This window comes from Paenibacillus sp. FW126-R14, from assembly GCF_058789495.1.
Map to the genome: position 1 here is coordinate 150,855 of NZ_JBYTBS010000008.1, position 14,330 is coordinate 165,184.

A 14,330-nucleotide genomic window follows, 5' to 3' on the forward strand; every position below is an offset into this window, starting at 1 on the left:
GAGCTGATCCTAGTAAGATAGTTTATCGGAGGTACTTCAACAATGACATTACTTAAAAAACTTGTCCTGCTCACTTTTATACTTACGATAGCGTTTCCCTATCAAGCCTTCGCCTACAAAATTGTACTTGACCCCGGACATGGCGGGAGCGATCCCGGTGCCATTGGAGTTAACGGTTTACGAGAAAAAGATGTCAATCTCGATATCACCCGGAAGCTCCGGGACGAGCTGACCAACCGGGGCTACGAGGTCGTCATGACACGAACGGATGACACCTACTGGTCACTCGCGCAGCGCGTTGACTTCACGGATGCCCTGCAAGCGGATTTATTCGTTTCCATCCATGCCAATTCGCACCCGAACGGCACAACCAATGGAAGCATGGTGCTTTACTACGACAACGCGTACCCCCAAGAAGATTATCCCGCCAGCGAGAAAATGAAGCAGTTGACGCCTTACAGCAAAGATCTGGCGCAGCACGTCTTGGATGCGCTAGTCTCCGCTGCCGGCACCAAGAACTTAGGACTAGTGCCAAGTGCGGTTTATGTTGCCAGAATGGGAAGCATTCCGAGCATTCTTGTGGAAACTGCTTTTTTAAGCCAATCCAGCGATGCTGCACTGCTTGCGAACGATGCGGTGCGATCCAAAATGGCACTGGGAATCGCAAACGGGATCGCCGCCTATACGCCGCCTCTGTTTACAGATTCCCTTGGGCATTGGGCAAGAGAGGCGATTCTTCGCATGAAGAACAAAGGAATTATTGACGGCATCGCCAATCGGTATGAGCCGGAACGCGCTTTGAAAAGAGCCGAATTCCTTACCTTGATGGACCGGGTATTTTCATTCAGCACGCTGGAGGCGGCTTGTGCGCCAAGCGGAACCGTAACCTCTGCGGTTTATGCCTGCCAGACGGCCGATCAAACGTACAAAGACCTGTCCCCTTCCTACTGGGCAAGTCCTGTTTTTGCCAAAGCCCAGAAATTGAATCTGCTTCAAGGCTATGCCGATGGGACGATTCGCCCCGAGCAGCCGATTACGCGCGGAGAAGTCGCCTATCTCTTCGACCGGCTTATCCAAATGACTGCAAAAAGCACGGGGCAATCCGCCGCTCCTAAGGTATCGTTCGACGACGTACCCGCAGAATTGTGGAGCGCGAAAGCGATCTATGCCCTGAAACAAAAAGGCATTATTAACGGAATCACCGATACTTCGTTCAAACCAGAGCAAACGATGACACGCGCAGAGATTGCTGCCTTGTTGGATCGTTATTACGCAAAATAAAAAGCAGCGTATCTTTCAGAGGCTTATCTTAAAGCTCTGGCGGATACGCTGATTTTTTTAGTTACGATACGCTGATTTTCTTGAGCAGTTCTTTCTGTGCAAAAATGTACTGCATCATGGATGTTTGAGCTTGCCACAGCATCGCTGCGGACGGGCTTTTCTTGTACTCATCCATGGACTGCACGGCGCTGTTCAGTGCGGAAGTCATCTTCTGAACAATCGGCTTGGCGTCATCGTTTAAGCCTTCATTGAGTGACGCGGACAATGTTGTCAGGGACTGATGGGAGGTGTGAATGGCTTGCAAGGAGCTGTCCGAAAGCGCCGTCGGCTTCGTTTCCGCAAGATGAATAACGGCCATTTCATTAATGGCATTCACCAGCTTATCTCCTTCTGCCAGAAAAGAAGGAACCGCCTCCGGCTTTTGACCGCCCCAACGGATACCCGATGCAGCCGGAATATCCAAGCTTTTGATATACACTTCTATCGATTTATCCACGGTTTGTACTTGTTGTCGAAGGGTATTGGCATCATCCTTATTCTTCGCAAATCCTACGAATACCGTGGGCTTATCTGAGGTATCCAGGGCGGACGCCAAGCCTTTCTTTTTCAGCGTATCCTGGATGGCTTGGGCTCCCTGCAAGGAACTGAAAACGCCATTTTGCAGGATCGTGTAGGATTTAGCGGGAATTTGAACCGCGGTCACGGCAGCGGCCGTCGCCGGCAGCGCGGATGCTTGATCTGTGCCCGTTTTGGCGGCTCCGACCGGCGTTTTCGATGGAACAGCTGCCTGGACATTAGCCGAAGGCACGGCTATTGTATTTTTGCCCTGTACGGCCTCTGTTGCGGTACGATCGGTCGATGAAAACATAGAGAGGACAAAAAATCCGAAAGCGATCCCCGTCACGACAGCTCCGGCTACCGAAGTGGCAATGCGAATCCAAGGCGCACCGCTAGACTTCGCATATCTGGCGCCTGTTTCCGGCTCTACATAGGGGCCTCTCTGCGTCCAGCTTGACCATTCGTCGCGATTTCGCTCCGTAATCGGCTCCTGCTCCTGGCTTTCAACAGGAACTTCTCTGCCTCTCTGCTCCTCCCGGACAGACTGGGATTCGCGGATAATTCGCTCGACCCGCTCGCCTTCCGTCTCAATCTGGCTGCTCCAGCCGCCAAAATCCGTCGTAAACGTATTTAGCGCATGCGGTTCAAATAAACTCTCTACCTGCTCTCTCTCAGCTTGATGATAGGAGGAAATCTCTTCGGATTTGCGGACGTCTTTCGTCTCATTCGCTACTACTTTGAACTCTTCCTGATAGAGTGGGATTACCTTCTCTTCGGAAACCGGCACTCGCGAGGCTTTGCGGTTAGGTTCTGCAGGCTCTTTGGCGTCGAAACGATACGTAATTCTTGCTTTACTCATTCTCTTCACTCCTCGTAAAATGTATTTGGAAACGGTCCTGCCGTCATCTTGTCCAAATCTTCTGTTACTAGATTATGATTGAGAGAGTTGAAATATGTTCGGTCACGCAAAAAAAGACCGCCTCCAGCCAATTGGCTTCCAGCGATCTTTTCTCTAACCGTTCGTTTCGTATTTCTTGCGAAGTGATTTGGCTAAGCCGTCAGCCGCTTTCCAAATATCTCCCGCGCCCATGGTCAATACCAGATCCCCCGGCTGCACATGGTCGATTAAGTAGCCTTGAACTTCATCCCTTGTGGCAATATGCTGCACACTCGGATTGCTGTTGCTCTTAATCAATTCAACCAGCTTGGCTGAATCTACGCCCTCAATTCGCTTCTCGCCAGCGGGAGAATAAATATCGGTAATAATAACCTCGTCAGCCTCCTCGAAAGAACGGCTGAACTGCTCGAATAAATAATAGGTTCGCGTATAGCGTTGCGGTTGGAAGACGGCAACGATCCGTTTGCCTGTTGCTTTGGCAGCGGAAATCGTCGCTTGAATTTCAGTCGGATGATGCGCGTAGTCATCAATGACCAAAATGTTTTCCACTTCCCCAAGCACTTGAAATCTGCGCTTCGCACCGCGAAACTCTTGAATGGCCTCGGCAATCTGCTCAAAAGGCAGTCCAGCTTCCAAACATGTGATCAACGTAGCTAACGCATTATATACATTGTGCTTACCTGGTACGGACAAGCTGACTTCCCCAAGCAGCGCACCTTTGCAATGGACGTTAAACGTAACCTTGCGGTCGCCTAAGGAAATATCGCTGGCCATATAGTCAGCATCATTATCAATTCCATACGTAATGACTTCGCTTTGAATAGACGGAATCATCTCACGCAAGAACATATCGTCTTGACAAACAATCGCTTTTCCTCCGGGTCTCACTTGACTGAGGAACTGCTTGTAAGCTTTCTTTAAATTCTCGAAATCACCGTTATAGTTCTCCAAGTGATCCGCTTCGATATTATTCACTAAGGCAAGCGTTGGGTGATATTGAAGGAATGTTCCATCGCTCTCATCGGCTTCCGCCACAACGAAATCGCCTTTGCCTGCTTTGGCGTTGCTGCCCACATTCATGATTTCGCCGCCTATAATATAGGTCGGATCGATACCGCAAATCTCCATAACCAGAGCAATCATCGAAGAGGTCGTCGTTTTGCCGTGAGCGCCCGCAACCGCGATTCCTTTGCGTTCATTCATCAGTCTGGCGAGCATCTGGGAGCGGTGAATAACAGGAATATTCAATTCTTCCGCCGCTTGCATCTCCACATTATCTTTGGATAAGGCTGTCGAGTAAACAACCAAATCAGCACCCGAAACATTGCGGGCTTCATGCCCGATGTAAACTTGCGCGCCCTTCGCCTTTAGCTTTTCCGTTAACTCTTGGTGTGCCAGATCGGAACCGGAAATCCGGTATCCCATTTCAAGCATGACTTTGGCAATTGCGCTCATGCCGTATCCGCCGATGCCTATAAAATGTACGTGTTCAGCTTGACTCACGCCGTTCTCACCATCCTTTTTCAGAATCGGTTTGATAGGTAATCCAAGAACGAACATCAGAGATTAAATACAGCGTGCCGGATACGACCGCCAGATCATCCTGCTCAGTTCTGCTTGTAAGGAGTTCTAATGCCCGCTTCCAATCGCGCTCAACCACGATATCGACCTCACGGTTCATATCGTGAAGAAGCTCACGTGCAAGCTCTGCGAGCATAGAGGCATCCCCTTTTTTATGAAAATCGGGTTCCGTAATAATAAGTGTATCCACCAATGGTAGTATATGCCTGAGGTAGCCCGTATGATTCTTTGTCGAAAGCATTCCCATCATCAGATTCAGCTTTCGGTAGCTGTATACGGTTTGGAGCGCAGCGGCAAGTGTCGCGGCTCCTTCCGGGTTATGCGCGCCATCAAGCAAAATGCGGGGCTCGTTCGAAATCATCTCGAGACGGCCCGGCCAACGGGTCTCTTTCAGCCCCTTATACAGGTCTTCGTCGTCCACGATGCAGGCATAATATTGACGCAGCACTTCCAACGTCATCACCGCCACGGCGGCATTCTTCAGCTGATGCTCGCCATTGAGCGAAATCGGCACGCCCGGGATAGGCCGGAACGGGCCTTTGAAATCAAAAGTTTGAAGATCCAGCTCACTGGTCACATTCGCGTAATCGAATTGATCGCCAAGCGTGTAAAGCGTCGCTTTCTTCGCCCGGGCCGTCTGCTCGATTACGCTCCAGCCTTCATGCGGCTGAGCTGCCGTAATAATGGGCACGCCCGCTTTAATAATACCGGCCTTCTCTGCGGCTACTTTTTCGATCGTGTCTCCAAGAATGTCCATATGGTCATGGCCTACATTGGTAATGACGGTCACGACCGGATTCACGATATTCGTGCTATCCAGCCTTCCCCCCAAGCCCGTTTCCCATACCACATAATCGGGATACGCCACTTTGCCGAAATACATAATGGCAAGAGCTGTAGAAATTTCAAACATCGACGGGGAGCCTAGCTCTGTCTCGGCAATCTCGTCAATGACCGGCTTCATGTCATTCACCAATCGAAGCAGATCGTCATCCGGAATATCCTCGCCGTTCACTTGGATACGGTTCGTATACTTTTCCAAATACGGGGACGTGAACGTCCCCACATCATAGCCGCATGCCCGCAAGACGGAAGACAAATAGGCACACGTGGAGCCTTTGCCGTTCGTCCCTGCTACATGAATGAATTTCAATCTGCGTTCGGGGTGACCAAGCTTTTCCATCATCAACTGCATTCGCTGGAGTCCCGGTTTGATGCCGAGTTTCTCCATCCGGCCAACGATCCAGGCGATCGCTTCCTGCGCGCTTTGGAAAGCTGCCGGATGGTTGTCTTTGAATTCGTTCATCGATCTCATCCTCATTTACTATATGAATCACCTTGTATACGTAACTAGGCAATCGTTGGTTTTCCTTCAATTATCCTTTTAATTCCGCTAATCGAGCAATCACTTTGTCCCGCTTATCCGCATAGTCGGCAAGTTTAGCCTTCTCTTCCTCAATGACCTTCGCAGGCGCCTTGGCTACGAAGCCCTCGTTGCCCAGCTTTTTCTCAATACGCTCGACTTCGCCGTGCAAAGTTTGCAGCTCTTTGTCCAAGCGCACAAGCTCTTGGGCGATATCGATCAGCCCGGCCAGCGGCAAGAACAGCTCTGCTCCGGTAATGATCGACGTCATCGCTTTCTCCGGCGCAGCCATTTCGGCGTCGATTTGCAGCAGGGACGTATTGCAGAAACGCTTCAAGTATTCTTCATTTTTACGAAGAATGCTTTGCGTTTCGCTGCTAGCCGGCTTGATCAGCAGCTCAACCTTTTTACTCATCGGCACATTCACTTCAGAGCGGATATTGCGAACGGATCGGATGGCATCCATGAGCAGCTCCATCTCGCGAACAGCATCCGGGGATTCGAACGCCGCATTCTCGGTTGGCCAAGAAGCAAGCGTAATCGTTTCGCCTTCATGCGGCAAATGCTGCCAGATTTCTTCGGAAATGAACGGCATGAACGGATGAATCAAACGCTGTGTGCGATCAAGCACATAGGCCAGGACGGATTGCGTCTTCTTCTTCGCAGCGGCATCCGTACCGTATAAGCTCAATTTGCTGAACTCAATGTACCAATCGCAGAGGTCATCCCAAATGAAATTATACAGCAAACGGCCGGTTTCGCCGAATTCATAGCTGTCGATCAAGCGGGTTACGTCGCGAACCGTTTCGTTCAAACGATGCAGAATCCAGCGGTCTGCCGTACCCAGCTGACCCGTCAAATCAATGTCCGCGGCCGTAACGCCTTCGAGGTTCATAAGCGCAAAACGGGACGCATTCCAGATCTTGTTGGCAAAATTCCGCGCTTGCTCCACACGTTCCCACCGGAAACGGAGATCCTGCCCTGGCGTGCTGCTCGTGGAAATCATGTAACGCATAGCATCTGCGCCATACTTTTCGATCACCTCTAGCGGATCAACGCCGTTGCCAAGCGATTTGGACATTTTACGGCCTTCGGAGTCGCGTACAAGACCATGCATCAACACGTCTTTGAACGGAATTTGCTCCGTAAATTCAAGAGCCGTGAAAATCATTCGGGCAACCCAGAAATAAATAATATCATAACCCGTTACTAGAACATTCGTCGGGTAGTAGCGTTTAAGGTCCTCAGTCTCATTCGGCCAGCCGAGTGTGGAGAACGGCCATAGGGCAGAGCTGAACCAAGTATCGAGCACGTCGTTGTCTTGCTTCAGGTTTGTGCTTTGGCAGTGTGAACAAGCGGAAGCGTCCTCACGGGAAACGGTGATATGACCGCAATCCGCGCAATGCCAAGCCGGAATGCGATGGCCCCACCATAGCTGACGGGAAATGCACCAATCGCGAACATTTTCAATCCAGTTCAAATAAGTTTTCTCGAAGCGATCCGGAACGAAGTTTACGCCTTTGCCTGATTTTTGAGCTTCAATCGCTTTATCGGCAAGCGGCTGCATTTTAACAAACCACTGCGTGGACAGATACGGCTCGATGACGGCGCCGCTGCGCTCACTGTGACCTACTTGGTGAACGTGCTCTTCGATTTTGATCAGAACGCCTTGTTCCTTCAGATCGGCAACGATTTGCTTGCGGCATTCGAACCGGTCTTTGCCTTGGTATGGGCCTGCATTCGCATTCATCGTGCCGGTTTCGTCCATCACCAGAATTTGCGGCAGATCATGGCGCTTGCCGACTTCGAAGTCGTTCGGATCGTGGGCAGGCGTAATTTTGACGGCGCCGCTTCCGAACTCTTTCTCAACATACTCGTCCGCAATAACCGGAATCTCGCGGTTGACAATCGGAAGCAGCAATTTCTTGCCGATCAGATGCTGGTAACGCTCATCTTTCGGATGAACAGCTACGGCCGTATCGCCAAGCATCGTCTCAGGACGCGTAGTAGCGACAACGATGGAATCCAATCCGTCAGTCGTTTTGTAGGACAAGTGGTAAAGCGCACCCTGAACCTCTTTATACTCAACTTCAATATCTGAAAGCGCTGTACGGGCTGCAGGATCCCAGTTAATAATATAGTTGCCGCGGTAAATAAGCCCTTTCTCATACAAGCTTACGAAAACTTCACGAACCGCTTGCGACAACCCTTCATCCAGCGTAAAACGCTCACGGGAATAGTCCAAAGAAAAGCCCATTTTGGCCCATTGCTCGCGAATCGTATTCGCATAATGCTCTTTCCATTCCCATACTTTCTCAAGGAATTTTTCGCGGCCGAGATCATAGCGGGATTGACCATCCTCACGAAGCTTTTGCTCGACTTTGGTTTGCGTAGCGATACCCGCATGGTCGGAACCAGGCAGCCAAAGCGTGTCAAAGCCCTGCATCCGCTTCGTACGAACTAGAATATCTTGAAGGGTAAAATCAAGCGCATGCCCGATATGCAGCATGCCCGTAACGTTAGGAGGCGGGATCACAATGGTGTAAGTTTCCGCATCCGGACGGCTGCCCGCCTTGAAAAAGTCATTCTTGATCCAGTAGTCATACCACTTCCGCTCCGCTTCTTTGGGATCGTACGTGGTAGGCATTTGCAGTTGCTCTTTGATTTCATTCGCTTCGGTCATAAGATTACCTCCATCACTGTTATATCTGTTAAATAGGCTTTAGGGGCCTGTAATTAAGCGCTGGCTTCGGGTCAAATCAAACAAAAAAAGCCCTCCGCCCGCAAAGGACGAAAGGCTTGCTTCCGTGGTACCACCTTTATTCCGCGCAGCTTCATGCATGAAGCGCGTGGCTCTCAAACAGATAACGGCTGCGGCCGGCAAATGCTAAGTCAGCTATTCCGCAAGTAGCGGACGCTTGCCATCACATTCACAACTCCAGGGCGACTTCGTTCGGTTGCTTCCTATGGAACCTTTCAGCGCTGCAGTTCCACTCTCTGAAGGGCATTCCGCCTACTACTCCCTATCAACGTTTCCAGTATTACTCAAAATGGTTTACATCATATGATAACGAACATTTCAAATAGAGTCAATATATCATTCCAGTATTACCGATTATGTGTAAAATATGCTTGCACGAATCAAGATGTTCCGGCCAAAAATAGTAAAACCCCTGGCCGCGAAAGCAGCCAGAGGCTCTTGTGTATGTATCCGGTTTATTGCCTTGGCAAATAAATAATCTGCCCTGCCGAAATCTCCTGATCCCCGAGCCGGTTCAAAAGCTGCAGCTCGCGCGGGTTGATCTGGTAGCGCTTGGCAATCGTCTCTAACGTTTCTTCCTTTTGGACGATGCACATCTTGACCTTCCTGAATTCCTGCGAATTCGTCTGCTGGAGAAACAGCCGTTTCCATTCGACGGCATCGATCCGCGACTCCTCCGCAAGCGCAGCCTGCGCTTCTTCCTCCGCCCGCCTCTTATCCGTAAGGTAAGAGCCCGCTTTTGAAAGTAACGATTTGAGGCCGTACGGGTTGATGTCCACAGCCTCGTTGGCCTTTTTACCGAACGCAACCTTGAGATCCTTCTTCTCTTCCGTAACCACCGTGCTGTCCGAATGGGGGGTCACCTTCAATTCGGTTTGTTCAATCTCGACAATGGCCGAACCGCCGTCACTATACTCATCTTCCTCAATGGCCGGCGGTGACGGCTGTGAAGAATGCTCGGAGACAGGCGCTTCATTCACCGGCATCGGTTCTGGCATCATATGAACCATTGGCGGCTCTTGTGGAACGAACTCCGGATATGGCATAGGGGTCGGTTCACTGGGCGGAGCCTCTTGAACCGGCTGTGCGGGATTCGCTGGAGGCGGCTCGAAGCGTTGGCTGTCGACCTCATGCACGAACGTAACTTCCTCTTCTTCCTTCCAGCTCTCTACCGGAGCAGAGACGATCTCGACGCCTTGCAGGGACAGGACGCCCGTCACATTCAAGCTTCTCGCGGTAAGCAAATCAATGTCGAAATTCTCGATCTCCACTTGAATATCTTCCACACGATGAATGCGATTTAAAGGCAATGTGATTTCGACTGGAATCAAATGCTCAAGCAGTCTGGGCGTTCCCCCTTCTTCACTGGCATAATTGCCTGTCAACAGCAAATTCCCTTTCAGTATCGCTTGATCATCCAAAGTAAGCACCTGAATGTGAGGAGACAACTCTACATCGTTCAATTCCTGTATTCCCGCCATATTCTCTTGCAAGTGAACGCGCTCATAGATATCGAATCTTAGACCTGGTTGTTGTTCAGACACCGGATTAATCCTCCCTTCCATCAACCCCGGATGCCGGAGGGCATTCTCGGATTGTTGGACCATTTACTTGTTTGTCTTTCTAAGTATATGGGTGGGAAGAGCATGGCATGACTACATTTTTGCCGCAGCCTCGACTTTGGCCAGCAATTGCTGCAAATCAAGCGGCATACTCGCATGAACTTCAATCATCTTTTGCGTAACCGGATGCTCGAAGGTAAGCCTCTCCCCATGGAGGGCTTGGCGGTGAAATAAACGGGAAGAACCGCCGTATAGAGAATCTCCGGCAAGCGGATGGCCGAGGTGGCTTAAATGGACCCGAATCTGATGCGTGCGGCCTGTTTCCAGCTCCAACTCTACCAGCGCTGCATGTTTCAGTTGACGGAGTACCCGGTAGTGCGTCACCGCTTGATCTCCGCCGGGAGTCACTCTGCGCTTGCCGGAATTGTGACGGTCTTTGCCGATAGGAGCGTCTATGACCCCTTGTTTCGTTTTGAATACGCCTTCCGCTATCGCTACGTAACGTCTGTCAATCCGCTTATCTCGCATGGCTTCATCGAGCAGGACATGGGCCCATTCATTTTTCGCATATAATACAGCGCCTGTCGTATCTTGATCTAAACGGTGAATGTGCCGCACGGAACAGGCTTGACCTGTCGATTGATAATGGAAAGCGACAGCCGAAGCCAGCGTACCGCCTTGCCCCGCTTCCGAAGGATGAACGGACATCCCTGCCGGTTTATTAACGACCAGACAGAAATCATCTTCAAAGAGGATCTCAATATCATGCTGTTCAGGCTTGAAAGCTCCCTCTTCATTCGGAAATACCCGGAGTCTTACCAAGTCGTCTTGTACCCGAATAAGCCCCTGAGACGCTAAGCGCAAAAAGTATTTGCGCGGCACAGGCAGCAAAGCTGCAATTTCTTCTACGGCCCCTGGCTTCAATGGCTTCCATGCCGCATTCGGAAGGGGCAGCTCCAACCATTCGCCGCTGCGCTTCCACACTGTCATGAACGTCTCCCTCTATGAAAAGAGAATAGAATAGCAAGCAAGATTAATAGAAAGATAAAAGTCACAGCCATTAAATCTATAGGAAAATCAAAAAAATAGTATCGTTTCATGGATGAATAGCTCCTTAAGAATAGTTGGATGGCGTACACTTTATTTTAACAATTACCAATATCAATTGCATGCAAAAATATGATAATATAAGTCTAGTATTGATTTTTTTCGACATTAAATCATCAAATAGCATACTAGAGCAGGAGAGGGACAACTTGGGTAGTTCAATTTTAGAACATTTTCGCAGCTATAGTTGGTTGAAGCGCATTTTACTTGTTATAGCGGCATGTACATTCCTTAGTTCAAGCTTTTTATATTTGACTCCTCCGGGGACATTCATCCGCGAGTATTTAGCCAAGACGGTCATCACCACGCAGCATCGGGATTGGGCTTGGATTTTCGTAGGCGCGCAGCGCAGAGACCAAATGGTTCTTGAAATGCAAAACTTGACCGAAGTCAATTCCGTCGAAAAGCAAGACTTGCATGCCGTCCAATTCAATAAAAATCGTCCTCTTGAAAGTCTTGTCAAGGTCGAGGACATTTCCGGCCAGTTCTGGAAAGGCAAAAAGATGTATGTCTATGATCCGCGGACTATTCGCGTTGTTGTTCCCGCTAAACAAGGGGAAGGCGAGCGAATCACCTCGATGGTTCAGCGCACAGGCGCTGTCGCCGGTGTAAACGGCGGAGGATTTAACGATCCGGACGGTCTAGGAAACGGATTTGCCCCAATTGGAGCTATTATGTCCGGCGGAGAAATCCTTTATACCGACCAAGAAGGCAGCATTCCGCAGCACATTGTAGGGTTTACCAAAGAAGGCACACTCATCATCGGGAAATACACGATTGACGATTTGCTGAAGCTTGGCGTTACGGATGCCGTTTCTTTCTATCCGCGCGTTATCGCGAACGGCAAACCGCTCATTACGAGCGGCGATGGCGGCTGGGGACGGGCGCCTCGTACAGCCGTAGGCCAAAAGGCCGACGGTACCGTCATCTTCATCGTTATCGACGGCCGTCAAACTCATAGTGTGGGCGCAACGCTCAAGGAAGTTCAAGATTTGTTCCTGGAGGATGGCGTCATCAATGCAGGTTTCTTGGATGGCGGAGCATCTTCCGAAATGGTATACAATGATGAGTTGATTACGAAGCCTTCCAGCCGATATGGCGAGCGCCGCTTGCCTTCTGCTTTCCTCGTTTTCGACCATCCGGATGAGGTGAAAGTGAACAACGTATGGGCGGGTCTTACAACGATCGATCCCGGCGGTGCTTACGATCATCCTGATTTCTTGAAAGAGCAAGCGGAGAAGAAAGCTAACCCGCCGAAAGCAACACCGAAACCATCGGCTACGCCAACACCGTCTACGAAGCCTGAATCCAGCAACGAGGCAGGCAAGAATGGCGGAGCATCGCAGTCTCCTTCAGAATCGGACAACGGTTCTGCCAAACCAAACACATCGGCGAAGCCGCAAACTTCACCAACGCCGACGCCTCCTGGCTCGGGAACCCCGACTCCTACACCAGGAGCCGGAGCCGGAACTGGGACAAGTTCAGGAAACGGCAGCGGCACAACAGGGACTGGAGGCTCCACAACCGGAGCTTCCGCAACTCCTAAACCGAGCGCAACGCCAACGCCGAGCTCGACAGCTACGCAAGGTCAAGGACAACAACAAGGCCAACAGCAAGGACAGCAGCAAACCAACGGCAATGGAGCGAACCCTTCCCAGCCACCGGCCAGCTCTCCGCCTTCAGCAAACTAGATTGGCTACATAGCATTGCACAAGAGGCTATATCCGAGCTCATCGCAGATGAGTTTGGGAATAGCCTCTTTGTTGTTAGCGGCAACTCTGTTATTGCGCGCAAATAGGGGCTGCCCCAAGGTCTTATGACCTCGGGACAACCCCTCTCTCTGACCGGCATGGCCAGCTTACAAACGTTTCAACGCCTCACGATGCGCGTCAATCGTCGCCGCGATGTCTTCATCCGTGTGCGCCGTGGAGACAAACATGCCTTCGAACTGCGAAGGCGCAACCGAAACGCCTAAATCGAGCAAATGACCAAAGTAAGCGTTAAATTTTGCTAAATCAGCTGTTTTAGCCGTCTCGTAATTCGTAACCTTCTGCTCGGTGAAGAACGGACAAACCATCGAGCCTACCCGGTTAATCGTGCTTGCTACGCCAAACTCCGCCGCATTCCGGACAAATCCGGCTTCAAGCATCGCCGATTTGCGCTCCAGCTCCTCGTAGACATTCGGCTCGCCCAAGAGGGACAAAGTGGCAAAGCCGGCAGCCATCGCTAACGGGTTTCCGGACAACGTGCCCGCTTGGTAAATCGGACCCGCAGGAGCCATATGCTCCATAATGTCCAGACGGCCTCCATAAGCGCCGACAGGGAGTCCTCCGCCGATAACCTTACCTAAACAAGTTAAGTCCGGCGTAACGCCGTACAGGCCTTGTGCGCAGTTCTTATGCACGCGGAAACCTGTCATCACTTCATCAAAAATAAGCAAACTTCCGTATTGCTTCGTAATCTCACGCAAACCTTCCAAAAATCCTGGAGCCGGAGGAACAACGCCCATATTCCCAGCGACAGGTTCAACGATCAGCGCGGCGATTTCTTCACCGAACTTCTCAAACACTAATTTCACAGAGTCCAAGTCATTGTAAGGCACCGTGATCGTATTCGTGGCCACGCTGCTAGGCACGCCCGGACTGTCAGGCAGCCCAAGCGTAGCAACGCCGGAACCGGCCTTGATCAGCAAGGAGTCCGCATGACCATGGTAGCTTCCTTCGAACTTAACGATCTTGTCCCGTTTCGTAAAGCCGCGGGCTAACCGCAAAGCGCTCATCGTCGCTTCTGTGCCTGAATTCACCATACGCACCATATCAATCGACGGTACGCGGTCAATGACCAGCTGTGCCATTTGCGTCTCCAAAAGTGTGGGCGCGCCGAAGCTCGTCCCCTTCTCGGCTGTCGCTCTAATCGCTTCCAGCACGGCAGGATGCGCATGCCCTACGATAAGCGGCCCCCAAGAGCCTACATAATCAATAAACGTATTTCCGTCAATGTCCGTGACACGGGAACCAACGCCTTTATCCATGAATAAAGGAGTCAGCCCAACGGATTTGAAAGCGCGAACGGGACTGTTGACGCCGCCTGGAATGACCTTCTTGGCTTCTTGAAATGCGGCTGAAGAACGCGTGTCGATTCTGCTCGAATTTTCCATAATTTTATACCCCCCATTAAACTTTGTATGATAAACTGTTGACATAAAACATACCAAAAGGC

9 protein-coding genes are annotated in these 14,330 nt (G+C 50.7%); 2 read left to right on the plus strand and 7 right to left on the minus strand.

All coding sequences use genetic code 11. From position 1 onward, the window contains the following. Nucleotides 1-42 precede the first annotated feature (42 nt). A complete protein-coding gene (locus tag AC3WRW_RS08250) occupies nt 43-1,281 on the plus strand; it encodes an N-acetylmuramoyl-L-alanine amidase (RefSeq protein WP_492545857.1) in 1,239 nt (412 codons plus the stop codon). Nucleotides 1,282-1,342: 61 nt separating this feature from the next. Here the strand turns inward: AC3WRW_RS08250 and AC3WRW_RS08255 are convergent, their stop codons facing one another. From AC3WRW_RS08255 to AC3WRW_RS08280, 6 genes are all read right to left on the minus strand, one after another. Next, nucleotides 1,343-2,698, minus strand: coding sequence for an SPOR domain-containing protein (locus AC3WRW_RS08255; RefSeq protein WP_492545858.1), 1,356 nt, complete (start codon nt 2,696-2,698; stop codon nt 1,343-1,345). 153 nt (nt 2,699-2,851) lie between these two features. After that, a complete protein-coding gene (gene murC / locus AC3WRW_RS08260) occupies nt 2,852-4,240 on the minus strand; it encodes a UDP-N-acetylmuramate--L-alanine ligase (RefSeq protein ID WP_492545859.1) in 1,389 nt (462 codons plus the stop codon). A gap of 7 nt (nt 4,241-4,247) precedes the next feature. Beyond that, a complete protein-coding gene (locus tag AC3WRW_RS08265; protein ID WP_492545860.1) occupies nt 4,248-5,633 on the minus strand; it encodes a bifunctional folylpolyglutamate synthase/dihydrofolate synthase in 1,386 nt (461 codons plus the stop codon). A 61-nt stretch (nt 5,634-5,694) separates the two neighbouring features. After that, a complete protein-coding gene (locus AC3WRW_RS08270; RefSeq protein WP_492545861.1) occupies nt 5,695-8,364 on the minus strand; it encodes a valine--tRNA ligase in 2,670 nt (889 codons plus the stop codon). A 533-nt stretch (nt 8,365-8,897) separates the two neighbouring features. Beyond that, on the minus strand, nt 8,898-9,986 hold the full coding sequence (locus tag AC3WRW_RS08275; protein WP_492545862.1) for a LysM peptidoglycan-binding domain-containing protein: 1,089 nt from the start codon (nt 9,984-9,986) through the stop codon (nt 8,898-8,900). A 111-nt stretch (nt 9,987-10,097) separates the two neighbouring features. Next, entirely contained in the window at nt 10,098-10,994 is an 897-nt protein-coding gene (locus AC3WRW_RS08280) for an RluA family pseudouridine synthase (protein WP_492545863.1), read from the minus strand. 266 nt (nt 10,995-11,260) lie between these two features. Between AC3WRW_RS08280 and AC3WRW_RS08285 the strand changes: the two genes are divergently transcribed. Beyond that, nucleotides 11,261-12,802 carry a phosphodiester glycosidase family protein gene (locus AC3WRW_RS08285; protein ID WP_492545864.1) on the plus strand — a complete coding sequence of 514 codons (1,542 nt, stop codon included), beginning with the start codon at nt 11,261-11,263 and terminating at the stop codon, nt 12,800-12,802. Between the two features lie 167 nt (nt 12,803-12,969). On the opposite strand, the gene hemL is transcribed toward AC3WRW_RS08285, so the two are convergent. Continuing rightward, nucleotides 12,970-14,268 carry a glutamate-1-semialdehyde 2,1-aminomutase gene (gene hemL, locus AC3WRW_RS08290; protein ID WP_492545865.1) on the minus strand — a complete coding sequence of 433 codons (1,299 nt, stop codon included), beginning with the start codon at nt 14,266-14,268 and terminating at the stop codon, nt 12,970-12,972. Nucleotides 14,269-14,330 lie beyond the last annotated feature (62 nt).

What these genes read in the sequence shown, in the direction of transcription:
- AC3WRW_RS08270 (WP_492545861.1), bottom strand. Translation starts at nt 8,364, where the DNA reads ATGACCGAAGCGAATGAAATCAAAGAGCAACTGCAAATGCCTACCACG.
- AC3WRW_RS08280 (WP_492545863.1), bottom strand. Translation starts at nt 10,994, where the DNA reads ATGACAGTGTGGAAGCGCAGCGGCGAATGGTTGGAGCTGCCCCTTCCG.
- AC3WRW_RS08265 (WP_492545860.1), bottom strand. Translation starts at nt 5,633, where the DNA reads ATGAGATCGATGAACGAATTCAAAGACAACCATCCGGCAGCTTTCCAA.
- hemL (WP_492545865.1), bottom strand. Translation starts at nt 14,268, where the DNA reads ATGGAAAATTCGAGCAGAATCGACACGCGTTCTTCAGCCGCATTTCAA.
- AC3WRW_RS08250 (WP_492545857.1), top strand. Translation starts at nt 43, where the DNA reads ATGACATTACTTAAAAAACTTGTCCTGCTCACTTTTATACTTACGATA.
- AC3WRW_RS08255 (WP_492545858.1), bottom strand. Translation starts at nt 2,698, where the DNA reads ATGAGTAAAGCAAGAATTACGTATCGTTTCGACGCCAAAGAGCCTGCA.